19 protein-coding genes and 1 pseudogene are annotated in these 24,684 nt (G+C 72.4%); 12 read left to right on the top strand and 8 right to left on the bottom strand.

Annotated features, from left to right (window positions below; all coding sequences use genetic code 11):
• Nucleotides 1-2: 2 nt before the first annotated feature.
• Nucleotides 3-206: a hypothetical protein gene (locus ACWEJX_RS14825; RefSeq protein WP_451607843.1), complete on the bottom strand. Its 204-nt coding sequence runs from the start codon at nucleotides 204-206 to the stop codon at nucleotides 3-5.
• A gap of 578 nt (nucleotides 207-784) precedes the next feature.
• On the opposite strand from ACWEJX_RS14825, the gene ACWEJX_RS14820 reads away from it, so the two are divergent.
• The 8 genes from ACWEJX_RS14820 to ACWEJX_RS14785 all read left to right on the top strand — a co-directional run bounded on the left by ACWEJX_RS14820 (nucleotide 785) and on the right by ACWEJX_RS14785 (nucleotide 11,582).
• Entirely contained in the window at nucleotides 785-4,672 is a 3,888-nt protein-coding gene (locus tag ACWEJX_RS14820) for a sensor histidine kinase (RefSeq protein ID WP_451607842.1), read from the top strand.
• 9 nt (nucleotides 4,673-4,681) lie between these two features.
• A complete protein-coding gene (locus ACWEJX_RS14815) occupies nucleotides 4,682-5,095 on the top strand; it encodes a roadblock/LC7 domain-containing protein (protein ID WP_403792553.1) in 414 nt (137 codons plus the stop codon).
• A 155-nt stretch (nucleotides 5,096-5,250) separates the two neighbouring features.
• On the top strand, nucleotides 5,251-5,658 hold the full coding sequence (locus ACWEJX_RS14810) for a DUF742 domain-containing protein (RefSeq protein WP_451607841.1): 408 nt from the start codon (nucleotides 5,251-5,253) through the stop codon (nucleotides 5,656-5,658).
• On the top strand, nucleotides 5,639-6,229 hold the full coding sequence (locus tag ACWEJX_RS14805; protein WP_451607840.1) for a GTP-binding protein: 591 nt from the start codon (nucleotides 5,639-5,641) through the stop codon (nucleotides 6,227-6,229). Before ACWEJX_RS14810 ends, ACWEJX_RS14805 begins: the two co-directional genes overlap by 20 nt.
• 353 nt (nucleotides 6,230-6,582) lie before the next feature.
• Nucleotides 6,583-9,927 carry a nitrate- and nitrite sensing domain-containing protein gene (locus ACWEJX_RS14800; RefSeq protein ID WP_451607839.1) on the top strand — a complete coding sequence of 1,115 codons (3,345 nt, stop codon included), beginning with the start codon at nucleotides 6,583-6,585 and terminating at the stop codon, nucleotides 9,925-9,927.
• A gap of 10 nt (nucleotides 9,928-9,937) precedes the next feature.
• On the top strand, nucleotides 9,938-10,351 hold the full coding sequence (locus ACWEJX_RS14795) for a roadblock/LC7 domain-containing protein (protein ID WP_362534025.1): 414 nt from the start codon (nucleotides 9,938-9,940) through the stop codon (nucleotides 10,349-10,351).
• 93 nt (nucleotides 10,352-10,444) lie between these two features.
• Entirely contained in the window at nucleotides 10,445-11,020 is a 576-nt protein-coding gene (locus tag ACWEJX_RS14790; RefSeq protein ID WP_451607838.1) for a DUF742 domain-containing protein, read from the top strand.
• Nucleotides 11,001-11,582, top strand: coding sequence for a GTP-binding protein (locus ACWEJX_RS14785; protein WP_399749970.1), 582 nt, complete (start codon nucleotides 11,001-11,003; stop codon nucleotides 11,580-11,582). The genes ACWEJX_RS14790 and ACWEJX_RS14785 overlap by 20 nt, the downstream gene beginning before the upstream one ends.
• A 94-nt stretch (nucleotides 11,583-11,676) precedes the next feature.
• Here the strand turns inward: ACWEJX_RS14785 and ACWEJX_RS14780 are convergent, their stop codons facing one another.
• Complete coding sequence (locus tag ACWEJX_RS14780) at nucleotides 11,677-12,231, bottom strand: helix-turn-helix domain-containing protein (RefSeq protein ID WP_403791757.1); 555 nt, start codon at nucleotides 12,229-12,231, stop codon at nucleotides 11,677-11,679.
• A 158-nt stretch (nucleotides 12,232-12,389) separates the two neighbouring features.
• Between ACWEJX_RS14780 and ACWEJX_RS14775 the strand changes: the two genes are divergently transcribed.
• Entirely contained in the window at nucleotides 12,390-13,514 is a 1,125-nt protein-coding gene (locus ACWEJX_RS14775; protein ID WP_451607837.1) for an aryl-sulfate sulfotransferase, read from the top strand.
• Nucleotides 13,511-14,905, top strand: a complete 1,395-nt coding sequence (locus ACWEJX_RS14770; protein ID WP_451607836.1) for a uracil-xanthine permease family protein — start codon at nucleotides 13,511-13,513, stop codon at nucleotides 14,903-14,905. The genes ACWEJX_RS14775 and ACWEJX_RS14770 overlap by 4 nt, the downstream gene beginning before the upstream one ends.
• A 58-nt stretch (nucleotides 14,906-14,963) precedes the next feature.
• On the opposite strand, the gene ACWEJX_RS14765 is transcribed toward ACWEJX_RS14770, so the two are convergent.
• From ACWEJX_RS14765 to ACWEJX_RS14755, 3 genes are all read right to left on the bottom strand, one after another.
• Nucleotides 14,964-15,164 carry an acyl-CoA carboxylase subunit epsilon gene (locus tag ACWEJX_RS14765; RefSeq protein ID WP_451607835.1) on the bottom strand — a complete coding sequence of 67 codons (201 nt, stop codon included), beginning with the start codon at nucleotides 15,162-15,164 and terminating at the stop codon, nucleotides 14,964-14,966.
• A 15-nt stretch (nucleotides 15,165-15,179) separates the two neighbouring features.
• Nucleotides 15,180-16,763, bottom strand: coding sequence for an acyl-CoA carboxylase subunit beta (locus ACWEJX_RS14760; protein ID WP_451607834.1), 1,584 nt, complete (start codon nucleotides 16,761-16,763; stop codon nucleotides 15,180-15,182).
• Between the two features lie 230 nt (nucleotides 16,764-16,993).
• Entirely contained in the window at nucleotides 16,994-17,506 is a 513-nt protein-coding gene (locus tag ACWEJX_RS14755; protein WP_451607833.1) for a hypothetical protein, read from the bottom strand.
• 224 nt (nucleotides 17,507-17,730) lie between these two features.
• Here ACWEJX_RS14755 and ACWEJX_RS14750 point away from each other — a divergent pair, with 224 nt between their 5' ends.
• The gene (locus ACWEJX_RS14750; RefSeq protein ID WP_451607832.1) at nucleotides 17,731-18,345 is read left to right on the top strand and encodes a YceI family protein; all 615 of its coding nucleotides are present in this window, start codon (nucleotides 17,731-17,733) and stop codon (nucleotides 18,343-18,345) included.
• Nucleotides 18,346-18,473: 128 nt separating this feature from the next.
• Here the strand turns inward: ACWEJX_RS14750 and ACWEJX_RS14745 are convergent, their stop codons facing one another.
• Complete coding sequence (locus ACWEJX_RS14745) at nucleotides 18,474-19,634, bottom strand: serine hydrolase domain-containing protein (protein WP_451607831.1); 1,161 nt, start codon at nucleotides 19,632-19,634, stop codon at nucleotides 18,474-18,476.
• 135 nt (nucleotides 19,635-19,769) lie between these two features.
• Between ACWEJX_RS14745 and dnaN the strand changes: the two genes are divergently transcribed.
• Nucleotides 19,770-20,897, top strand: coding sequence for a DNA polymerase III subunit beta (gene dnaN / locus ACWEJX_RS14740; protein WP_451607830.1), 1,128 nt, complete (start codon nucleotides 19,770-19,772; stop codon nucleotides 20,895-20,897).
• A gap of 6 nt (nucleotides 20,898-20,903) precedes the next feature.
• Here the strand turns inward: dnaN and ACWEJX_RS14735 are convergent.
• A pseudogene (locus ACWEJX_RS14735) lies at nucleotides 20,904-22,268 on the bottom strand (hypothetical protein).
• Nucleotides 22,269-22,326: 58 nt separating this feature from the next.
• A complete protein-coding gene (locus ACWEJX_RS14730; protein ID WP_451607829.1) occupies nucleotides 22,327-24,666 on the bottom strand; it encodes a glycoside hydrolase family 3 protein in 2,340 nt (779 codons plus the stop codon).
• Between the last annotated feature and the right edge of the window lie 18 nt (nucleotides 24,667-24,684).

Raw genomic sequence — 24,684 nt, 5'->3', positions numbered from 1 at the left:
AGTTACTCGGCGGCGGAGAGGTACGCCGGGACGTACGGCGCAGGCGGGGTCATCAGGACCGTGCGGCGCGGGTTGGCGGTCGTGCCCGGGAGGGCGGCGGCGTACTCGGGCTGGACGGGGCGGCCCAGCTGTGCGGCGTCCTCGAGGTGGGCGAGGGTCGAGCGGCGGGGGTTGGCCGTGGTGCGGAGTACGGGCGTCGTCTTCATCGCGGTGTCGGACCCTTGTCTGCGGTGGGGGGCGCCCACGCGGGCGCGCGGGTCTCCCATTCTGTAAAGCGTCAGGCTAAACATGCAATTCCCTTCGATTGCATGGCGGACCCAACGAACTACGTGTGAGTTTGCTCACCAATCAAGGAACAAAGCGGGCATTACGCTCCGCCACGCGAGGTGACCGAAACGGACATTCCTCCACTGAATGCAGTATTCCGCTCCTGATCATGGCGACTGGGACACCCCTCCCCCCTTGCCTCTTCGGGCAGATTCGCCCGATTCCTCCGTGATCATCTTCTACATGGGGTGACACGTCGTTCACACGTTGTCATCCCCTTCGCGCCACGCCCCACGGCCCTTGTTGGAGATCCGGCACTGTGCTGGAATTCCACGCACCGCCGCGGGTTTGAGGCCGGTGTGCAGGGGGCGCAACGCAGCGCCGGCCGAGTGGCGGGACTAGGGGGATCTGCGCCGGTCACCGACGACCACCACTGGGACGCGCCTGCGTCCCACGACGCCGACACCGTCTTCTCCGTTCATCCGGAGGGACGCCTGGTCCAGAGGTTGCGACGCTAGTGCAGGGACGTTTCAAGAGGGATGGCACGGGCTCTTCCCAGGCCCGAAAGGGCCGAGGGGAAGCTCCGGCGGAGCAGGAGCCGCGTGCCGGGACCCAGCACGGTTCCCCGGCCTCGCAGCCGCAGCATGCTTCCGGCGGCCCCGGCAACTCCGGCGCTGACCGGAACGGCAAGGGCGGCAAGGGCGGCAAGGGCACGAACCCGGCCAAGGCCGGTGGCTCCGACGGTGCCCGCGGTACGGCCGCGGACGCCGCCGCCGAGCACGCCCCGCTGCCCAAGCTCAACTCCGAGGCCCAGGTCGGGCCCCGAATAGCCCTGCGCAACTGGCGCATCTCCACCCGCCTGGTCGCCCTGCTGACCCTCCCCGTGGTCGCGGCGACCAGCCTCGGCGGCATCCGCATCAGCGAGTCCCTGCAGGACATGGACCAGCTGGACCAGATGCAGCTGCTCACCCGGCTGACCAAGGAAGCCACCAACTTCGCCGAGCAGCTCCAGCAGGAGCGCGACCTGTCCGCCGGTCCGCTGGCCAACGGCAAGGACCCGAGCGACTACCAGGTCGCCAACCCGCGGAAGAACACCGACCGCGCGTACCGGGCGTTCCTGGAGGCCACCAAGGAGATCCCGGCCACCGAGGACGACGAGTCGCTGCGGAGCATCCGGCAGAACGTCAACCAGATCGCCTCGCAGGTCAGCCAGCTCGGCACCATCCGCGTCAACGCGTACAAGCAGGACGGCACCGCCCACTCGGTGACCGTCGAGGCGTACAGCCGGCTGATCCGCTCGCTGCTCAGCCTGTCCCAGGACATGGCGCAGGCCACCAGCAACCCGGAGATGATCAAGCGGACCCGCGCGCTCGCCGCGTTCTCGTCCGCCAAGGAGTACGCCTCCATCCAGCAGGCGATCATCGCCTCCGCGCTGCCGCCGAACGACAGCAAGCCCGCCAACCTCCAGCTCGGTGACCGCCTCTACGGCGAGGCCGCGTTCACCAGTGAGGGCGTCGAGCTCAAGTCCTTCCAGGCGATCTACGAGTCGGCCGGCGGCGACGCCGCGGAGCTGACCGCCTCGCTGACCAACGGCAACCCCTCGATCGAGGCGGCCGACAACTACTCGCAGCGGCTGCTGAACTCCAGCCGCGGCCTGCCGGACGTCAAGCGCGGCCACCTGAACTTCACCGACGAGTACGGCACCAAGATGCGTGCCATGAAGACCATCGAGGCGACGCTGCTCGGCGAGATGGAGACCAAGGCGCGCGAGCTGCGCCAGGAGTCGCAGCGCGACGCCATCATCAACGGTGCGCTGATCCTCCTCGTCCTCGGCGTCTCGCTCGTCGGCGCCTTCGTCGTGGCCCGGTCCATGATCCGGTCGCTGCGCCGGCTCCAGGACACCGCGACCAAGGTCGCCCAGGAACGCCTGCCCGAGCTGGTCAAGCAGCTCTCGGAGGCCGACCCGCAGGACGTCGACACCTCCGTCGAGTCCGTCGGTGTGCACTCCCGCGACGAGATCGGCCAGGTGGCCGCGGCCTTCGACGACGTGCACCGCGAGGCGGTCCGCCTCGCCGCCGAGCAGGCCCTCCTCCGGGGCAACGTCAACGCGATGTTCACCAACCTGTCGCGCCGTTCGCAGGGCCTCATCCAGCGTCAGCTCTCGCTCATCTCCGAGCTGGAGTCCCGCGAGGCCGACCCGGACCAGCTGTCCTCGCTGTTCAAGCTCGACCACCTCGCGACGCGCATGCGCCGTAACGGTGAGAACCTCCTCGTCCTCGCCGGTGAGGAGCCGGGCCGCCGCTGGACCCGCCCGGTCCCGCTGGTCGACGTGCTCCGCGCCGCCGCGTCCGAGGTGGAGCAGTACGAGCGCATCGAGCTGGCCTCGGTCCCCGCGACCGAGGTCGCCGGCCGCGTCGTCAACGACCTCGTGCACCTGCTCGCCGAGCTGCTCGAGAACGCCACCTCCTTCTCCTCGCCGCAGACCAAGGTCCGGGTCACCGGTCACGCGCTGCCCGACGGCCGCGTGCTCGTCGAGATCCACGACACCGGCATCGGCCTCTCCCCCGAGGACCTCGCCGCGATCAACGAGCGGCTCGCCTCGCCGCCCACCGTGGACGTCTCGGTCTCCCGCCGCATGGGTCTGTTCGTGGTCGGCCGCCTGTCCCTGCGGCACGGCATCCGGATCCAGCTGCGCCCGTCCGACTCGGGCGGCACCACCGCGCTCGTCATGCTCCCCGTCGACGTCGCCCACGGCGGCAAGAAGCCGGCGCCGAAGGCCGGTCAGGCCGGCCAGGGCGCCGTCCCGCAGGGCCAGGGCGCCCCGGGCGGCCGGCTCACCGCCGGTCCCGGCGCGGCCGGCGGCCTCGGCGGCGGGCGGCCGGGCGGTGCCCCGGCCGCACCCGGCGGCCGGCTCGGCGCGGGCGCGGCCCGTGGCGCGCTGCCCGGCCAGGGCGGTCAGCGGCCGAACGGCCAGGCTCCGCAGCAGCCGCAGGGTCCGAACCTCTTCCAGGAGCGCTCGCAGGCGCCGGCCCCGTCCCAGGACCGGTCCCTGGACCGGGGTCCGGAGACCGCGCAGCTGCCGCCCGTACCGCAGGACCCGCAGCAGCCGGGGCTCGGCGGCGCGGCGCCCGGCGGTTTCGTCGGCGGTGCGCAGAGCGCGATCCCGTCCCGTACGGACATCTGGGGTGGCCAGAACCCGCAGGCCCAGCAGGCCCAGCACGCCCAGCAGGCTCCGCAGGACCGCCAGCAGCCGGCGCCGGAGGGCCAGAACGGCTTCCCGCGTGCCGAACTGCCCGGTGGCAACCCGCAGCCGCAGCAGCCGCGCCCGCAGGCCACCAGCTGGGGCAACGACCCGGTGCAGCCGGTCCGCCGGCCGCAGCAGGACATGACCCCGCTGGACGCGCCGCGCGGCCACGAGGACCCGGAGACCACCGGCGGCTACCCGCAGCCGGTCCCGGGCTACCCCGAAGGCCCCGGCTCCACCGGTCAGTTCGCCCGCCCGGACTACGGGATGCCGCAGGCCCCGCAGCAGCCGCAGGTCCCGCAGGGCTACCAGGACCCGGCGTCCACCGGGCAGTTCCCGCAGGCGGACTACGGGATGCCGCAGGCGCCGCAGCCCCAGCAGGCCCCGCAGCAGCAGGCGTTCGGCCACCAGCCGTACGTGCCGCAGGCGCAGGCGCCGCAGCAGCACGTCCAGGCCCCCGCGCCCCAGCAGCGTCCGGCGAACCAGCCGGCCCAGCCGCAGCAGCCGCAGCTTCAGCAGCCGCGTCAGCCGGAGGCCCTGCCGCCGGCGCCGCCCGCCGGTGAGGGCCGTACTCCGCTGTACGACACGCTGGAGACGAACTGGTTCCACCAGGACCAGGCCCAGCAGGCGCAGGCCCAGCAGGCGCAGGCCCAGGCCCAGCAGGCCCAGGCTCAGCAGGCCCAGCAGGGTCAGGCCCAGCACGGACAGCACGGTCTCCGCCCGCAGCAGGCCCCGGCGCCGCGTCAGGCCGCCCCGGCCCCGCGGGTGCCGGACGTCGAGCGGACCATGCAGACCCCGGTCGTCCCGCAGCGGCCCGCCCCGGCGGCCCCGCAGCAGCCGGAGGCCGGGCGGCAGAACGGCGCGGCCGCCTGGCGGACCTCGCCCAACGACGAGCTGGTGCGCCAGGCGGAGCGGGCGCGCAAGCCCGCGGCCGGCGGCGTCACCACCTCCGGGCTTCCGCGGCGCGTGCCGCGGGCCAACCTCGTGCCCGGGACCGCCCAGGAGCAGGCCAACTCGGCCGGCCCCCAGGTCTCCCGCGCACCCGACGACGTCCGCGGCCGGCTCACCAATCTGCGCCGCGGTATCCAGCAGGGCCGTCAGGCGGGCAACTCCACCACGGGTTCCTTCCACGTCGGTCCGACCCAGCAGCAGGAGCGTTAGTTGAGCGCGATGAGCCAGGCGGCGCAGAATCTGAACTGGTTGATCACCAACTTCGTGGACAACACCCCAGGGGTGTCGCACACGGTGGTGGTCTCCGCCGACGGACTGCTCCTTGCCATGTCCGACGGGTTCCCCCGCGACCGTGCCGACCAGCTGGCGGCGGTCGCGTCCGGACTGACCTCGCTGACCGCGGGGGCGTCCCGGATCTTCGAGGGCGGGCCCGTCGCCCAGACCGTGGTGGAGATGGAGCGCGGCTTCCTCTTCATCATGTCCGTCTCCGACGGTTCCTCGATGGCCGTGCTCGCGCACCCGGAGTGCGACATCGGCCTCGTGGGCTACGAGATGGCGCTGCTCGTCGACCGTGCGGGCAGCGTGCTCACCCCCGACCTGCGGGCCGAGCTCCAGGGCAGCCTGCTGCGCTGAGCCACCCTTTGTCCTATCCGTAACCGAACCGACGTGCCCAGGGCGGTGCGCCCCTCCGCACCGCCTCCGGACCGTTCACCGTCCGGCCGCCCCACCCGGCCCCCCACCGGCCCCATCAGACGGCAGAAGGTTCTGCTGTCACGCCCGGAGGATTCATGACCCCGCCCCCCGCCTCTCACGATCCGTACGGCGTCTCCATAGACGATCCGTACGGAGCGGAAGGCGACCAGCCGCTGGTCCGTCCCTATGCGATGACCGGCGGCCGGACCCGGCCGCGCTACCAGCTCGCCATCGAGGCGCTGGTCAGCACCACGGCCGACCCGGCACACCTGGCCACCCTGCTCCCGGAGCACCAGCGGATCTGCCACCTGTGCCGTGAGGTGAAGTCGGTGGCGGAGGTCTCGGCCCTGCTCTCGATGCCGCTCGGTGTGGCGCGCATCCTCGTGGCCGACCTGGCCGAGGCCGGCATGGTGGCCATCCACCAGCCGGGCAACGGAGAGGCCGGCGGCACGCCGGACGTGACACTGCTCGAAAGGGTGCTCAGTGGACTTCGCAAGCTCTAGCGCCGGTACCGCTTCGGCGGGCCGGTCGACCACCAGCGCGAAGATCGTGGTGGCCGGCGGCTTCGGCGTGGGCAAGACCACGTTCGTCGGCGCCGTCTCCGAGATCAACCCGCTGCGGACCGAGGCCGTGATGACCTCCGCCTCGGCGGGCATCGACGACCTCACGCACACCGGCGGGAAGACCACCACCACGGTGGCGATGGACTTCGGCCGCATCACCCTCGACCAGGACCTCATCCTGTACCTGTTCGGCACGCCCGGTCAGGACCGCTTCTGGTTCATGTGGGACGACCTGGTGCGCGGTGCGATCGGCGCCGTGGTCCTGGTGGACACGCGGCGGCTCGCCGACTGCTTCCCGGCCGTGGACTACTTCGAGAACTCGGGCCTCCCCTTCGTGATCGCGCTCAACGGTTTCGACGGGCAGCAGCCGTACACGCCGGACGAGGTCCGGGAGGCGCTGCAGATCGGGCCCGACGCGCCCATCATCACGACCGACGCCCGCCACCGCGCGGACGCCAAGAGCGCGCTCATCACCCTCGTCGAGCACGCGCTCATGGCCCGCTTGAAGTAGTACACATCAAGTAGAAGTCGATATACGGCAGTTGTCGTAGAGGTTTTGGGGGTGGTCTGTGTCCTTCGACACGACCACCCCCACGTTGATAACAATCCGACAGAGAATCGGGGCGGGTCGGACACCCGACGCATCCAAGCGGTATCGCTGTGCTCACATGAGCCCTGCCTTTTGGCGGGGCTCGCTCTTTATGCCCGTTTTATCTGTGGCGTGAGCACTGAAAACCGGCTGCTTCGCACTGTTTGGATGCGGCCCCCCTCACGTGCTGCAATTCATGAACTCCCGAGTAGTACGGCCCTGAAACGAAACACCCGGCACAACGTAGGTGCCGACGCCGAGAGGTTGTTGGTCGAGTGAGGCGAAGCAAGGAAAGCTCCGCGGAACCGCAGGCGCGGGGCAACTTCACGCCGCCGTCCCACGCGGTGCCGCAGCCCGCGGAAGAGCTTCCACCCCCGGCCGCCGGCCGCAAGGGCAGCTCCAGCAAGCTGGCGCCGCGCAACTGGCGCGTGCCCACGCGTCTGAACGCGATCCTCCTCATACCCGCGCTCGTGGGCCTGGTCATGGGCGGCTTCCAGGTGAAGACGTCCATCGACACCTGGCAGGAGGCGCAGGACGCCGAGAAGACGGCGCTCATCGTGCGCGCCGCCTCGGACTACGGCCAGGCACTGCTCAACGAGCGCGACCTGACCGCCGCTCCGCTGCTCAAGGCCAAGAGCGCCGAGGACCGCCAGAGCGACGAGATCGCCCAGGCGTACGCCGCCACCGACGAGGCCAAGGCCAAGTTCGACCAGGCCGTGCAGAACATGCCGGGCGGACAGGGCCTGGAGCGCCGCCTCGGGCTGTTCCGCAAGACCGAGCCCAAGCTGCAGCAGCTGCGCAAGGTCGCCTACACCCGCGCCATGGACCCGGTGAACACCCAGCTCGGTTACACCGAGGTCCAGCACTACCTGATGGAGTTCTCCAACGAGCTCGGTCTGGGCACCGGGAACATCACCAGCTACGGCCGTACGGTCTACGCCATCCAGCTCGCCAAGGCCGCCGAGTCCCTCCAGCGCTCGATCGGCACCCAGCTGCTCGTCCGTCCTTCCAAGAAGGAGGACGTGTTCGCGCAGCAGACGGTTGCGTTCAACTCGTACAACTACCTGGAGCAGATCGCCCTCGGCGAGTACAACTCGGGCGGTACCCAGGAGGACGTGGACCGGCTCAAGGAGGTCATGGCGGGCAAGGCCGCCGAGGGCTCCAAGAAGATGGCCGCGCTCGGCATCGAGCTGCCCAAGGGCGGCGGCCAGGACCCGTCCGTCTACGCCGGCGTGGCGCAGGCGATCGGCCGGTCCAAGGACGCCGACGCCATCGACTCGCTGAAGCAGGAAGGCATCACCGCCGACACCTGGATGGCCGTCTCCACCGCCAAGTTCGACGGCTACACCGAGGTCGAGAAGGAACTCGTCGACAAGGCCGTGACCGAGGCCGCCGACATCTCCGACAGCGCCCAGACCGACGCCTGGGTCAACGGTGGCGTCGTCGTGGTCGCGCTGCTCGCCGCGTTCGTCATCGCCGGTCTCATGGCCCGCCAGATGGGCCGCTCGATGCGCGAACTGCGCTCCGCCGCCTTCGGCATCGCCGAGCAGCGCCTGCCGATGCTCGTCGACCAGCTGTCCCGTACCGAGCCGGGCCGGGTCGACACCCGCGTCCAGCCCATCCCGATCGACACCACCGACGAGATCGGCGAGGTCGCCCGGGCCTTCGACCAGGTGCACCGCGAGGCCGTCCGGCTCGCCGCCGAGCAGGCCCTGCTCCGCGGCAACATCAACGCGATCTTCACCAACCTCTCGCAGCGCAACCAGTCGCTGATCGAGGGCCAGCTGACCCTCATCACCGACCTGGAGAACAACGAGGCCGACCCGGACCAGCTGGAGAACCTCTTCCGCCTGGACCACCTGGCCACCCGTATGCGCCGCAACGGCGAGAACCTCCTGGTCCTCGCCGGCCAGGAGCCGGGCCGCCGCTGGGACCAGCCGGTCCCGCTGGTCGACGTCATGCGCGCCGCCGCCTCCGAGGTGGAGCAGTACGAGCGCATCGACATCGAGGGCGTGCCGGAGGCCGACATCCACGGCCAGGCCGTGACCGACCTCGTGCACCTGCTCGCCGAGCTCCTGGAGAACGCCACCACGTTCTCCTCCCCGCAGACCAAGGTCCGGGTCACCGCGACCCGGCTGCCCGACGGCCGCGTCATGGTCGAGATCCACGACAAGGGCATCGGCCTCACCGCCGAGGACTTCGCGGACATCAACCACAAGCTGGCCAACCCGCCGACCGTGGACGCCGCGATCTCGCAGCGCATGGGCCTGTTCGTGGTCGGCCGGCTCGCCGACCGGCACGGTGTCCGGGTCCAGCTGCGCCCCTCGGGCGAGCAGGCCGGCACCACCTCCCTCGTCATGCTGCCGGACGCGATCACGCACGGTGGCGGTGGCGAGCAGCCGCTGCAGGACGGCTTCACCGTCTCGCAGATGATGCCGCAGCAGGAGCAGCCCTCCTTCGACCCGCAGGCGCAGCCGATGCGCACCGCGGCCGAGCTCGGCTTCGACGACTCGCGCTACGAGGAGCCGGCCGACGAGCGCCAGCTCGACCCGGTCAACCGCTCGCTGATGCGCGAGGAGCGCCGCGCGGCCCTGGAGGCCCAGGCCCAGCCCGGCGGCGACGCCGCGCTGTTCCGGGACGGGGCCGACCTCGGCGCCGCGCAGCAGGGTTACGTACCGCAGGAGCACGAGCAGGAGTACGCCGCGGAGTACCCCGGCGACTACGCTCAGGGACAGGACGCCTACGCCCAGCCGCAGGACGCCTACGCCCAGCCGCAGGACGCCTACGGCTTCCCGCAGCAGGGCTACGACGCCGCGCAGGGCTACCCGGCGCAGCAGGGCTACGAGGGGTACGAGCAGCAGGTCGACGGCTACTCGGAGCAGGCGTATGCGGAAGCCGCGTACGAGGCCCCGGCCGGTGGCCCGCAGGGCTACGTCAACGGCTTCGAACCCCAGGCCCAGCAGGACGACTGGCCGCAGCAGACCGGCTACGCCGACGGCTACGCGCAGCAGTTCGGGTCGGAATCGGAATCTCTCCGGGTCGCTCCCGAACAGGACCGTGACCGCGTAGGCTTCGACCGTCCGGGTGCCACGCCGAACCCCGTCCCGGACGCCGGCCACGCACTGACCGACGCCGGACTGCCGCGCCGCGGCGGCGTCGCCCCCCAGGCGTCGTCGGCCCCGCAGGCGGCGCAGCCCGCGCCGCCGGACCGGTCCGCTCGGCCGGCCGGCGACGTCCACCACGGCGGCAACGCCGGCAACGGCAGCGCCGTCAGCAATGGCGGCCACGGCGGCGAGGCCGGCAACGGCACCGCGGCCGACGGTTCCGACGACTGGCGCTCGGCCAACGACGAGCGCTGGAAGCGGGCCGAGAAGCTCCGCGACCCGAAGGCGGGCGGGGTCACCTCCTCCGGCCTTCCGCGACGGGTCCCCAAGGCCAATCTGGTCGAGGGCGCGGCGGAGCACACCCCGCAGGGCGGCCCCCAGGTCTCCCGCGCACCGGAGGACGTCCGGGGCAGGTTGAGCAACCTGCGCCGCGGCATCCAGCAGGGGCGCAGTGCGGGTACGGACACGAACGGATCGGGCCTCGGCCCGGGCAACACCTACAACCAGGAGCGTTAGTGTGAGCGCGATGAGCCAGGCGGCGCAGAATCTGAACTGGTTGATCACCAACTTCGTGGACAACACCCCCGGGGTGTCCCACACGGTGGTGGTCTCCGCCGACGGCCTCCTGCTGGCGATGTCCGACGGGTTCCCCCGGGACCGCGCCGACCAGCTTGCGGCGGTCGCGTCGGGTCTGACGTCGCTGACCGCGGGCGCGTCCCGGATCTTCGAGGGCGGCGCGGTCAACCAGACCGTGGTGGAGATGGAGCGCGGCTTCCTCTTCATCATGTCCATCTCCGACGGCTCCTCGCTGGCGGTGCTCTCCCACCCCGAGTCCGACATCGGTCTCGTGGGTTACGAGATGGCGCTGCTGGTCGACCGCGCGGGCAGCGTGCTGACGCCTGACCTGCGGGCGGAACTTCAGGGAAGTCTTCTCAACTAACAGACAGACAGTGCGTTTCTCGTCACCGCACCGTAGGGTGCGGTGGCGCGGTTCCACGGGACATGGGACCGCGAGGCAGTCGGAGGAGGAGACGTGGGCACACCCCCGGGCGCGAGCCCTTACAACGGTTATGACGCGCATCAGGCGCCGCTCGGCGACGCCGCGCAGAACCGCTACAACTTCCCTTCCGCGCCGAGCAGACAGGGCGTGTCGCAGCCCTACCAGCAGCCCCAGGCCCCGCAGCACGTCCAGCACACCGCCGCCGGCTCACCGAGCGCGCCCGCCGCGCCCGGCCGCCGGGCCGGCTCCCAGGGCGGTTCGGGCGGGCACAACCCGCTCGTCCGCCCGTACGCGATGACCGGTGGCCGTACCCGGCCCCGGTACCAGCTCGCCATCGAGGCGCTGGTCAGTACGACGGCCGATCCGGCCCGGCTGCAGGGGCAGTTGCCCGAGCACCAGCGGATCTGCCGACTGTGCTTCGAGATCAAGTCGGTCGCCGAGATCTCGGCACTTCTCTCCATCCCCCTCGGCGTCGCCCGGATTCTCGTCGCCGACCTGGCGGAGGCCGGACTTGTCGCCATCCACCAGCCCGGCGGCGACGAGGCCGCCGGCGGTCAGCCAGACGTGACACTGCTCGAAAGGGTGCTCAGTGGACTTCGCAAGCTCTAACGGCGGTGCGGCTCGTTCTACCACCAGCGCGAAGATCGTGGTGGCGGGCGGCTTCGGCGTGGGCAAGACCACATTCGTCGGCGCCGTCTCCGAGATCAACCCGCTGCGAACCGAGGCCGTGATGACCTCCGCCTCGGCGGGCATCGACGACCTCACCCACACCGGCGACAAGACGACGACGACTGTCGCCATGGACTTCGGCCGCATCACCCTGGACCAGGACCTGATCCTGTACCTGTTCGGTACGCCCGGTCAGGACCGCTTCTGGTTCATGTGGGACGACCTGGTGCGGGGCGCCATCGGCGCCGTCGTCCTGGTCGACACCCGGCGGCTCGCCGACTGCTTCCCGGCGGTCGACTACTTCGAGAACTCGGGTCTGCCGTTCGTCATCGCGCTGAACGGCTTCGACGGCCACCAGCCGTACACCCCCGACGAGGTCCGCGAAGCCCTGCAGATCGGCCCCGACACCCCGATCATCACGACCGACGCCCGCCACCGCGCGGACGCCAAGAGCGCGCTCATCACCCTGGTGGAGCACGCGCTCATGGCGCGCCTGCGGTAAGTCCCGGCGGACCGAGGACAGTTGCGCGAAGGCCCCGTACACCGATCCGGTGTACGGGGCCTTCGCGTGCGTGCCGGCCGGCGGTGGGGGCCGGTCAGGAGCCGAGGACCTCGACGTGGTCGCCCACCGCCACGACCAGGACCCGCGCGCCGGGACCGGTGGTGCGCCAGCGGTGCCGCACCCCGCCGGAGAGCAGGATGGTGTCGCCGCGTCCGAGCCGGTGCACCCGGCCCTCGGCCTCGACCTCCACGGCGCCCTCCGCGACGTAGAGCAGCTCGTCGTTGCGGTGCCGGAACTCGCGGTCGGCCTCCTGCGCGCCGGTGAACTCCAGGGCGTGCAGCTGGTGCCGGCCGCGCACCACGGGCCGCACCCGGGCGTCCGGGTGCAGGCCGCTGTCGGCGTCGGCGCGGACGACGTCGACCGTGCGCGTCTCGTCCGAGGCGGCGAGCAGCTGCACGGCGGTGGTGTCGAGGGCGTCCGCGATCCGCTGCAGCGAGCGCATGCTGGGCCGGGCCCGGTCGTTCTCGATCTGGCTCAGGAAGGGCGAGGACAGGCCGCTGCGGGCGGCCACGTCGGCCAGGGTGAGTTCCAGGGCCCGGCGCCGGCGGCGCACGGCGGCCCCCACGCGTGGCGTGTCCGTCGCCTCCACCTGTCCCCTCCCTTTGCCCTGTTCCCGAACCCTACGCGACCCGGGCGGCGGCCCCGGGCACGGTTTCGTACTCCTGACACACGCCCGTCACACAAGGTCTCTACGGTCAAAGTCAGTTGCTCTCATCAAAGAAACTTTGACAGCCGAGGAGTCCCGCCATGTCCGTCGTCGACCAGAACTCGCGCCGCCGGCGCCCCACCGGCCTCATCGCCCTCGACGAGGAGGCCGCCTCCCCGGGCTACACGCTCTTCGCCCCGCTGACCGGCTCCGGCGAGGTCTACCTCGTCGACCTGCACGGCCGGCCCGTCCACCAGTGGACGCTCCCCTACCGGCCGGGCCGGCACGCCCGGCTGCTCGCCGACGGGACGCTCGCCTACAACGGCGTGCTGCCCGGCGAGCCGGCGCTGTTCCCGATGTGGCACAAGTACCGCGGCGGCGTGATGCTGCGGGCCGCACCCGACGGCACGGTGCTCGCCGAGCACCGGGACCCGTTCCAGCACCACGACGCCCACCACCTCGACGACGGACGGATCCTCTACACCGCGCTCGAACCCCTGCGCGGCGCCGAGGCCGCCTCCGTGCGCGGCGGGGTGCCCGGCTCCGAGGCGCAGGACGGCACCGTATGGGCCGACACCATCCGCGAAGTCGCCCCGGACGGCACCCTGTTGTGGTCCTGGCGCGCCGCCGACCACCTCGACCGCGCCGACTACCCGCTGCACCCCGCGTACGCCCGGGAGCACTGGCCGCTGATCAACAGCGTGACCCCGCTCGCCGACGGGAACATCCTGGCGAGCCTGCGCAGCGTGTCCGCGGTCGTCGTGATCAGCCGGTCCACCGGCGAGATCCTCTGGCGGACCGAGCCCGGCACCGTCTCCCAGCAGCACGCGCCGACCGAACTCGCCGACGGCCGGCTGCTCGTCTTCGACAACGGCGTCTTCCGGCCGCACAGCGACGTCCCCTACTCCCGGGTGATCGAGATCGACCGGGGCAGCGGCAAGGTGGTGTGGGAGTACCACGACCCGGCCCGCGAGTTCTTCTTCGCGCCGTTCATGGGCTCCGCGCAGCGCCTGCCGAACGGCAACACCCTGGTCACCGACTCCCCCTCCGGACGGCTCTTCGAGGTGACCCGGGACGGCTACCTCTGCTGGGAGTACGTCGTCCCGCACTTCGCCCCGTACCGCGAGAAGGAGGTGCGCGGCCTGTTCCCCGCCGAGCCCAACGCCGTCTTCCGCGCCTACCGTTACCAGGCGTCCGACCTCCCGTGGCTGGGAGCCGGCTCGTGACCCCGACCGCCGTCGCCCCGTCCTCCGCCTCCGCCTCCGCCTCCGACGCGCCCATCTCCTCCGACGCGCCGGTCGCCTCCGACCCGTCCTCCGCACCCGTACCGGTGCGCCGCCTCGTCCCGCTGGCCGCCCAGCACGTCCTCGCGCTGATCGCCGCCCCGGTCTCCACCGTCTTCCTCACCGCGGGCACCCTGCACCTGTCGCCCGGAGCCACCGCGTCCCTGCTCAGCGCCGTGCTCGTGCTGTGCGGGGCCGGCGCACTGCTGCAGTCGCTCGGCAGGTGGCGGATCGGTGCCCGGCTGCCCTTCGTGATGCTCCCCGGCGGAGCGGCGACGGCGCTGTTCCTCCAGATCGCCCAGGAGTACGGCGCGCCGACCGCCACCGGCTCCGTGCTGCTCGCGGCGGCGCTGCTCATCGCCGTGCTGCCGCTGTACGCGCGGATCGTCCGGCTCTTCCCGCCGCTGGTCATGGGCGTCACCGTGCTGCTCATCGGCGTCGCCATGATCCGGGTCGCCGCCCGGCTCGTCACCGGCCCCGACGGCAGCGGGGAACCGCGCGCCGTGCTGCTCGCCGGCCTCACGGTCGCCGCGACGGTCGCCGCCGCGCTGCTGCTGCGCGGGGTGTGGCGGCAGACGGCGGTCCTCATCGGCATGGCGGCGGGCACGCTGCTCGCCGTCGTCACCGGCCTCGGCGCGTTCACGCCCGCCGCGGGCAGCGGCTTCTCGCTGCCCGCCCTGCTCCCGTACGGCGCACCCCGCTTCGACCTCGTCGCCGCGCTCCCGCTGCTCGTCTTCGCCCTCACCACGCTGGCCGAGATCACCGGACAGACCGTGCTGAACAGCGAGACCGTCGGCCGCACCCCCGACCCCGGCCGGGACGTGCCCCGGGTCGCCCGCGCCGATGCCCTGGTCTCGCTGGTCGGCGGCCTGTTCGGTACGTCGCTGATGGTGACCAGCGCGGAGAACATCGGCATCGTCCGGCTCACCGGCGTCCGCAGCCGGTTCGTCACCGCGGGCGCGGGGGTGCTCCTCGTGGCGCTCGGCCTGGCCACCCCGGTCTCCCGGGCGGTGGCCGGCCTGCCGGCGGCCGTGGTCGGCGGCTCCTCGCTCGTCGTGTACGCGGTGATCGCCGTGATGGGCGTGGAGATGCTGCGGCGGGCCGACCTCTCCGGCACCGGCGGCGGTGCGACGGCGGCGGCCCTCGCGCTCGCGGCCGGCCTGCTGCCGCTGCTCGTCCCGGGCCTGTACGACGGCTTCCCGGCCATGGCCCGTACGGTGCTGGGCAGCGGGGTGGTCGCGGGCACCCTGACGGCGGTGCTGCTGACCCCGCTCCTGACGAGGGCGCGGCCCGGAGCCCGTACCGCGCCCGAATCCGCCGAATCCCCCGGGTAGGGCCGCCGGGAACGCCGAGGCCCCCGGCTCGAAATGAGCCGGGGGCCTCGTTCGCGTGTCAGCGCCAGCTGTGCGGGGCGCGGAAGCCGTTCTCGCGCTCCAGACGGCGCCAGCCGGCCGTCGTGCGGCGGGGGTGGGCGGGCTCGGCGGGCTGGGCGGCGGCGCGGGCGAGGAGGACCGCGGTGATGGCGGCGAGCTCCTCGGGGTCGGCGTGGCCCTTCTCGACGCGGAGCAGGTTGGCTGTGGCAGGCGTGGTCACTTCGGTGGGCTCCTCTTACTGAGGCGGGTTGCCGTGCTTGCGGGACGGCAGGTCGGCGTGCTTGGTGCGGAGCATGGCGAGGGACCGGACGAGCACCTCGCGGGTCTCGGCGGGGTCGATGACGTCGTCGACCAGGCCGCGCTCCGCGGCGTAGTACGGGTGCATGAGCTCGGCCTTGTACTCCTTGACCATGCGCGCGCGCATCGCCTCGGGGTCCTCGGCCTCCGCGATCTGCTTGCGGAAGATGACGTTGGCGGCGCCCTCGGCGCCCATCACCGCGATTTCGTTGGTGGGCCAGGCGTACGTCAGGTCGGCGCCGATGGACTGGGAGTCCATGACGATGTAAGCGCCGCCGTACGCCTTGCGCAGGATCAGCGAGATCCGGGGCACGGTCGCGTTGCAGTACGCGTACAGCAGCTTCGCGCCGTGGCGGATGATTCCACCGTGCTCCTGGTCGACGCCGGGCAGGAAGCCGGGTACGTCCAGAAGGGTGACGATCGGGATGTTGAAGGCGTCGCACATCTGCACGAAGCGGGCGGCCTTCTCGGACGCCTCGATGTCGAGCACGCCGGCCAGCGTCTGCGGCTGGTTGGCGACGATGCCGACGACCTGGCCGTCGAGCCGGGCCAGGGCGCAGATGATGTTGCGGGCCCAGCGCTCGTGGATCTCCAGGTAGTCGCCGTCGTCGACGAGCTCCTCGATGACCTTGTGCATGTCGTACGGGCGGTTGCCGTCGGCGGGCACCAGGTCGAGCAGCACGTCGGAGCGGCGGTCGGCCGGGTCCTCGGAGGCGACGACGGGCGGGTTCTCGCGGTTGTTCTGCGGCAGCATCGACAGGAGGTAGCGCACCTCGGCGATGCAGGTCTCCTCGTCGTCGTACGCGAAGTGCGCGACGCCGCTGGTCTCGGCGTGCACGTCGGCGCCGCCGAGGCCGTTCTGGGTGATCTCCTCGCCGGTGACCGCCTTGACGACGTCCGGGCCGGTGATGAACATCTGCGAGGTCTCGCGGACCATGAAGACGAAGTCGGTCAGCGCGGGGCTGTAGGCGGCGCCGCCGGCGCACGGGCCGAGCATCACGCTGATCTGCGGGATGACGCCGGACGCCTTGGTGTTGCGCTGGAAGATGCCGCCGTAGCCGGCGAGGGCGGAGACGCCCTCCTGGATGCGGGCGCCGGCGCCGTCGTTCAGCGAGACCAGCGGCGCACCGGCCGCGATGGCCATGTCCATGATCTTGTGGATCTTGGTGGCGTGGGCCTCGCCCAGGGCGCCGCCGAAGATCCGGAAGTCGTGCGCGTAGACGAAGACGGTACGACCCTCGACCGTGCCCCAGCCGGTGATGACACCGTCGGTGTACGGCTTCTTGGCCTCCAGGCCGAAGCCCTGCGCGCGGTGCCGGCGCAGCTGCTCGACCTCGTTGAAGGAACCAGGGTCGAGCAGCAGCTCGATGCGCTCGCGAGCGGTCAGCTTGCCCTTGGCGTGCTGGGCCTCGGTCGCTCGGTCACTCGGGCCACGCCGAGCCTGCTCACGCAGCTCGTGCAGCTCGGCCACCCGGCCACGGGCGTCGGCGGGCTCGCTCGGGATCTGGTCCACAACGGTCATGTACCGACCCTACGAAGTCGGTCGAGAAAACCCCGCCGTCCACTCCGTACAGTCTCGCGTGTCGAATCCTGGTGAGGCTTGACAGAACATTCGCCCCACCAGCGTGAGTCAACAGCCAGACACCCCAGGTGATTGTAGGGTTTCTACATAAGCGGTTTCTGCATAAGCAGATTGCAGCCATGTGTGGCGCCCGCGCCACCCGGGGTGATCTCGAGCCCGGACCGGGCGGCTCAGCAGCCGCCGCAGTTGTAGTAGGTCACGTCCCAGTGGCTGCCCTCGTCGGCGTAGACGTTGCCGGAGGCGGACTTCCACTGCGGGGCGCCGTCGCCGCGCAGGCCGATGTAGCCGAAGGTGTTCTTGATGTAGCCGCCGAGGCACGTGTACTTGCTCATGTCGAGCTTGTAGCCGTTCCAGTGCGAGTAGGTGCCGCTCGCGTGGCCGGTCTCGGTGCCGCCGGTGATGTTGATCGCGCAGCCGCTGGCGCGCTTGAGGGTCTGGGCGCCCTGGGCGGTGGCGAGGTTGAGCTGCTCGAAGGACGTACAGGTGGAGTTGTAGCGGTCCGAACAGTTACCGGACGAGGACCAGGTGATGCCGACCTCGCGGAACATCGAGGTGGCGGTGGCGTGACTGATCTTGGTGACGGCGGCCTGGGCGTCGGTGGCGCCGGCCAGGACGCCGAAGCCCGGGGCGAAGAGGGCGGCCAGGACCAGGGCGAGGGCGGTGAGGACGGAGCGGAGCTTCAAGGGTGCCTCCTGCGGATGACCGTGACAGTCGGGGACGGCTGTGCAGGTGGTGCTCGCGCATGGTGCCGCAGTTCTACGCGCGTCCGCCAGAGGGCGTCGGGGCCGTCCGGGTGAACCTCTTCGCTAGATGTTGAAAGTTGAACGGAATAGGTCTACAGTCGTTCTCGTTGAAGGTTCAACAAAGCGCACTCCCCCCTCTGCGCACCGTCCCCAAGGAGCACGTCATGGGTCTGTTCAACCGCAAGAACAACACCGAGTCCGCCGCCGCCGTCGCCACCCTCCCCGTGGACCCGGCCCTCGCCGCCCTGACCGGCGACTACACGATCGACCCGGCCCACAGCAGCATCGGCTTCACCGTCCGGCACGCGATGGTCACCAACGTCCGCGGCACCTTCGCCGAGCACGAGGGCTCGCTGAAGCTGAACGGCGCCGAGCCGGCCGCCTCCAGCGCCGCCATCGACGTGAAGATCGCCTCGATCGACACCGGCATCGCGGACCGCGACGGGCACCTGCGCAGCGGTGACTTCTTCGACGCCGACGCCTTCCCGCTGATGAGCTTCCGCTCCACCGAGGCGGCCCACCTGGGCGGCGACAAGTACCGCATCAAGGGCGACCTGACCATCAAGGACGTCACCAAGCCGCTCGCCATCGACCTGGAGTTCAACGGCACCGCCACCGACGTCTACGGCAACGAGCGCGTCGGATTCGAGGGCTCGGCCGAGATCCTGCGCTCCGACTGGGGCCTGACCTGGAACGCGGCCCTGGAGACCGGCGGCGTCATGGTCAGCGACAAGGTCAAGCTGAACTTCGACATCTCCGCGATCAAGAACGCCGCCTGACCCGGGTCCCCGGGCCCGCAGCGCACGCACCCCGAACCCGGCAGCCGTCACGGCTGCCGGGCGGTGGTGTTTCCCGCGCCTTCCTCAGCCGCGCTCCAGAGCGCCGAGCACCCGATCAGCCCTACTCCTCAGGCGCACTCCTCCATGCGATCGGCGGCCGCAGTCACCGCGCGGACCAGGCGGGTGTTCTCGGGGGCGCCGGGGCCGCCGAGGAAGGCGAAGCGGCGGCGGGTGTAGCTGTAGGCGAGGGCCCGGGAGGGGTCGGCGAAGGACTGGGAGCCGGGGGCGCCGCTGTGGCCGATCGCGGTCGGGCCCAGTTCGGGGTGGCGGGTGGCGAGCGGCACGAAGCCGAGGCCGAAGGCGTTGAACTCGCCGGTGACCAGGTCACGGCCGGAGGAGTGGATCCGGGAGAACTCGGCGAGCGCGTCGGGCTTCAGCAGCGGCGGCCGGCCGGCCAGGTCGCCCGCGACCGCCGCGTACATCCGGGCCAGGCCCCGCGCGCTGCCGATGCCGCCGCCGGAGAGCGGGGCGGCGGCGTGGACGGCGCGGGAGTTGCCGAAGGCGACCAGGTCGGCGGGCGGGTCGCCGTGCATGCCGAAGGAGACGGCCATGAGGCTGGCCGGGTCGGCCGGGTTCGCCGCCAGGAAGGCCCGCTGGAGCGGCGTGGGCAGCATCGGCAGCGCGGGGCGGAAGCGCGCTTCGAGCTCCTCGGGGAGGCCGAGGTGGTAGTCGACTCCGTAGGGGGCGCGGATCCGCTCCTCGTACAGCTCCTGGACCGTCCGGCCGGTGGCCCGCAGGACGACCTCGCCGACCAGGGCGCCGAAGGCGAGCGCGTGATAGCCGTGGCCCGTGCCGGGCTCCCAGTACGGGCGGTGCGCGGCGAGCCGGGCGGCGACCAGCCGGTCGTCGGCGAGCTCGTCGAGGGTGAAGCCGCCCTCGACGCCGATGGCGCCGGACCGGTGCGCGAGCAGCCCGCGCAGGGTCAGGGCGCCCTTGCCCTCGGCGGCGAACCCGGGCCACCAGGACGCCACTTCGCGGTCCAGGTCGAGCGCGCCGTCCTGTACGAGGAGGGCGACGACCAGGGCCGTGGCGCCCTTGGACGAGGAGTACAGCGCGAGCAGCGAGTCCCCGTCGACCCCGTCGCCGCCCCACAGGTCGACCACCTGGCGGCCCCGGTGGTAGACCGCGAGCTGGGCGCCGCCGTCGCGCGCCTCGGCCGCTGCGACGGTGGCGAACTCCTCGCGCACGGACTCGAATCCGGGCGCCACGGTGCCGTGGACGTCAGTCACGTCCGCCCTCCCCCTTCGTCTGCGGATGTCCGTCCGCGCCTGCCCCTCGGAGAGGCGAACGATCAAGGGCCCGCGCGGATTCCCGGCGGCCGCCGACCGACGCGATTGTCAGTGGCGGCCGCTAGCGTCGGCGGCATGGAATTCCGTATCGACAGCGGCGTGTTGACCGAGGCCGTGGCCTGGGCCGCCCGCGTGCTGCCCGCCCGTTCCCCCGTGCCCGTCCTCGGCGGTCTGCTCCTGGAGGCGGCCGACGGCCGGCTGCGCGTCTCCGGTCTGGACTACGAGGCGTCCGCGCGGATCGAGGTCGCCGCCGACATCCTCGGGGAGGGCCGGGCCCTGGTGCTCGGGCGGCGGCTCCTCGACATCTGCAAGGTGCTGCCGCACGGCCCGGTCGACTGCGCGGTCGACGGCGCCCGGCTCGCGGTGACCGGCGGCGACGCCCGCTTCGGGCTCTCGCTGCTGCCCCTGGACGACTACCCGGCCCAGCCCGCGCTGCCCGCCTGGCGCGGCACGGTGGACGCCGACGCCTTCGCTGCGGCCGTCGGGCACGTGGCGGTGGCGGCCGGCCGGGACGACTCGCTGCCGATCCTCACGGGCATACGGCTCGGCCTGGACGGCCCGGTGATGACGCTGGCCGCGACCGACCGCTACCGCTACGCGGTGCGCACCCTGGACTGGCGGCCGGCCGCGCCTCTGGACGCGCCGGACGCCCCGGACGCGCCGGTCGACGTCGTGGTGCCGGCCAGGCGCCTCACCGAGATCGCCCGCTCGCTCGCGGGCACGGGGACGGTGCGGCTGGCCCTGGACGGCGGCTCCGCCGGTTTCGAGAGCGGCGGCATGCGTACCACGACCCGGCTCATCGACGGCCGTCTCCCCCGGCACGACAAGCTCTTCGCGCTCGGCGAGCACGCCGTCGCGGTCACCGAGCGGGTCCCTCTGGTCGAGGCCGTGAAGCGGGTCGCGGTGGTCGCGGAGGGCGACAGCCCCGTACAGCTCGCGTTCGACGGCACGACGGTCCACCTCCAGGCCGGGTACGAGGACGACGTGGCGTCGCAACGGCTGCCGGCCGCCCTCACCGGCGCCGGGTCGATGACGGTCGCCTTCAACCCGGGCTATCTCCTGGACGCGCTCGGCTCCTTCGACGCGCCGGAGCTCGGCCTCCATCTCGTCGGCCCGGGGCAGCGCGCGCTGATCACGGCGGGCGGCGACGGCGGGGCCGGGACCCACCGTCATCTGCTGATGTCGGTGAAGCCGCTGGTGTGAGGACCGCTAGAAGCCGCCGCCGCCTCCGAAGTCGCCACCGCCGCCGAAGTCACCGCCACCACCGAAGTCACCGCCGCCACCGCCGAAGTCGCCCGGCCCGAAGTCGTCCGGGTTGAAGTCGGCGCCGGAGAAGTCGCCGCCCTGGAAGTGCTGGAAGTCCCCGCCGCCGTACTCGGTGGCGTAGGCCGGGGTGGCGAGCATCGAGCCGAGCACGGTGCCGACGAGCAGGCCGGGCAGCATGCCGCCGCCGAAGTAGCCGCCGGCCCAGGGGCCGTACGCCGGCCCCGCCTCCCAGTACGGGCGGCGGCCGCCGTCGGTCTCGACCGTGCGGGCCTGCGGGTCGAGCCCGTCGTCCAGCCGGGCCGCGTCGGCGGCGCAGACCGGGACCTCGCGGGCCGTGCCGCCCGCCGGAGTCCAGGTGCGGTCCGCGACGGACGGGCCGTGGCGCGGGTCGAAGAAGCAGGGCGCGCGCCGCTCGGGCAGCGGTCGGCCTTCCCGGCGCGCGGCGAGCACGGCGAGCGAGAAGCGGCCGTCCTCCAGCGACTCGGTGACCCCGCGCACCTCGTGCGGCCGGGTCACCGCGCCCATCCGGGACTTCGCCTGGTCGTAGGAGTCGAGTGCCCGTTCGTAGTCACCGCGCATGGCGTCCGTGGCGCCCGCCTCGGCCGGGTGGAAGTCGAGTCGCTCCAGCTCCTCGCCGAAGGCGGTGATGTCCTCGTCGACGACGACCCGCAGCCGGTCCAGGGCCGCGCGCTCCTCGGCCTCCCGGCGCAGCCGCTTGCGCCGCGCGAGGGCGTAGGCGCCGGCGCCGCCGGCCACCACGACCGCGCCCACGGTGACCAGGCCGGCCACCGGCACCCCTTTGTCCTTGCCGACGGCGCCCCAGGAGGAGGGCGCGTGGCCGCGCATGCTCGGCAGGGCCTGGTCGACGAAGTTGTTCAGCTCGGTCTTCGCGTCGACGCCGGGCTCCTTCACGTCGGCGACGAGGTTGTCCACGGCGTTTCGGGAGATGACCGAGCGGTCGGCGCGGGCGTCGAAGCCGTTGCCGAGGCGGATGGCGTACAGGCCGGTGATGCCGGTCTCGGTCCGCAGGTTCCGGAACAGGTTCTGCGGCGGGAACTGCGCGTTCGCCGGCAGCACCGCCACGAACAGGGGCTTGTCCGCGTCCTTGATCTTCTTCGCCAGGGCGTCCGCGTCCCCCTTCGAGAGCTGTCCGGCGGCCCCGGGGTCCACCTACACCGGGCCCTGCTTCAGGGCGGCGGCCGCGTCGGAGATCCCCGTGGCCCTGGCGCCCGCGAGGGGCGCCAGGGCCAGGAAGAGCAGCAGGAGCAGTCCGCCGACGGCCGACAGCAGCGGGATCCTCGTCCTCATACCACCGTGATTACCCCCAAAGAGGAATATTCAGACCTGGTGCCGCACGGCCGTGCGATCAGCGCCCGAGAGGCCGGGTGACCAGGCCCCAGCCGTACGGGAACTGCGGGGCGCCCATGCGGCCGGCCGGCTTCAGCGGCAGCTGGTCCTCGGACTTCGGCCAGGTCACCGGCAGCCGGCCGGTGAAGCCCCGGCGCCCGTAGAGGACGTCGGCGACCCCGTCGCCCTCGCTGCCGGGCAGCCAGGAGGCGACCAGCGCCCCGATCTCGCCGAGCCGGTCACCGATGAACTGCGGGCGGCCGGAGACGACCAGGACCACGCACCGCATGTGCCCGCAGACGCGGTCGACGGCCTGCTTGTCGGCCGCCGAGAGCTCCAGGTCGTGGCCCTCGGTGCCGACGTCGCCCATCCCCTCCGCGTACGGGTCCTCACCGACCACGACCACGCCCACGTCGTGCCCGGCCGTCGGGGCCGAGGCGTCCTCGGAATAGGTGACGCGGGCCGTCGGGTCCGCCCTGCGGATGGCCTGCAGGATCGTGGTGCCGCGCGTCGCGCGGTCGGCGCCGCCCTGCCAGCCGAGGGTCCAGCCGCCCTCCTGGGCGGAGAGGTCGTCGGCGTTGGAGCCGGCCACGTACAGCCGCCGGCCCCTCGGCAGCGGCAGCAGCTGCGCCTCGTTCTTCAGCAGCACCTGCGACTTCGCCACGGCCTCGCGGGCGGCCGCCCGGTGCTCGGCGGAGCCGATCCCGGCGAGGTGGGCGGTGTCGGCGTACGGCTTCTCGAAGAGGCCGAGGAGGAACTTCTTCTCCAGGATCCGGCTGACGGCGTCGTCGATCCGGGAGAGCGGGATCCTGCCCGCGGCGACCTCGTCCGTGACGATCCGGCCGAAGTCCTTGTAGGTCAGCGGGGCCATGGCGATGTCGATCCCGGCGTTGACCGCGTCGCGCACGTTGTCGACCGCGCCGCCCGGCATCTGGTCGACGGCCTCCCAGTCGCTGACGACGATGCCCCGGAAGCCGAGCTCGCCCTTCAGGACGCCGCTGAGCATCTTCCGGTGGGCGTGCATCTTCACCGGCCCGCCGGGCTCGCCGACGACTTCGAGGGAGGAGAACGAGGGCATCACCGAGCCCGCCCCGAGGGCGATCGCCCGCCGGAACGGTGCGAGGTGCACCTTCTCCAGTTCGTTGCGGTCGATCAGGGTGGCGCCCTGGTCGAGGGTGTACGGGGGCCGGCCGGAGCCGTAGGCGGTGCCGCCGTCGCCGACGAAGTGCTTGGCGGTGGCCAGCACCTTGTCGTTGCGGGCGAGGTCGCTGCCGTCGGCGGCGCCCTGGAGCCCGCGGACCGCGACCGCCAGGGAGGAGACCAGGTCCGGGTCCTCGCCGAAGGACTCGTACGTGCGGCCCCAGCGCACGTCGCGCACGACGCAGACGCAGGGCGAGAAGTTCCAGGCGATGCCGGTCGCCCGCGCCTCCTCGGCGGTGATGGCGGCGAGCCGTTCGACGAGCGCGGGGTCGCGGGTGGCGCCGAGTCCGATGTTGTGCGGCATGACCGTGGCGTCCTTGACCAGGGCGTGGCCGTGCACGGCGTCGGTGGCGAGCAGCAGCGGGATCTGGAGGCGGGTGGCGCGCGCGTATCCCTGGTAGCCGTCGGTGGTCCGCCGCCACTCCTCGGCGCTGCGGGCCGGCACGCCGTCGGCCGCGGAGTCGTGGACGACGGAGCCGAGGGCGTAGCTGGTGATGTCCTGGTCGGCGCCGAGGGTGTTGCGGACGGCCTGGGTCATCTGCCCGACCTTCTCGGCGAGGGTCATCCGCCCGAGCAGGTCGGCGACCCGTTCCCGGACGGACCGGGCCGGGTCCAGGTACGGCAGGCCGTTGGCGTCCACCACGACCAGCGGGGGCCGCTCGGGCGCGGTGGCGCCGGTGACGTCGAGGGTGACCGGCACGGTCTCGGCGGTCTCGGGCGTCGGGTCGCGCAGGGTGGGAACCTCGACGGTGCGCATGGCCCCGGGCAGGGTGCCGATCGGGAAGGTGACGGTGCCGGAGGCGGCCCGGTAGTCACGGGAGGGGTCAGCGGCCCGCGCCCCGGGCGCCGGTGCGCCCGCGCCCGCCCGTGCGGCCGCCGCCGGGCGGGCGGCCGTCGTCCAGCGGACCGTCACGCGGTGGGTCAGCGGGCGGGTGGCGTCGAGACGGAGGCGGACCCGGGCGGTGCCGCCCTCGGTCACCGTCGTGACCGGCGGGGCGACGAGCCGCACCGGGTTCCGGTTCCGCTCGGTGCCGGGCGCGGCCGCCGCGGCGGTGGGGTCTCCGGTGAGCAGGGCTGCCGCGCTGACGGCCGCGGTGACGGCTGCGGTGACGGCCGCCACCGCGCCCGGCCGCACCCCATGAAATGTACGACTAGTCATACCGGACATATTTGGGCG

This window comes from Streptomyces sp. NPDC004788, assembly GCF_053601115.1.
The sequence above is the reverse complement of the archived record's forward strand: the minus strand, read 5'-3'. Positions and strand labels throughout refer to the sequence as shown.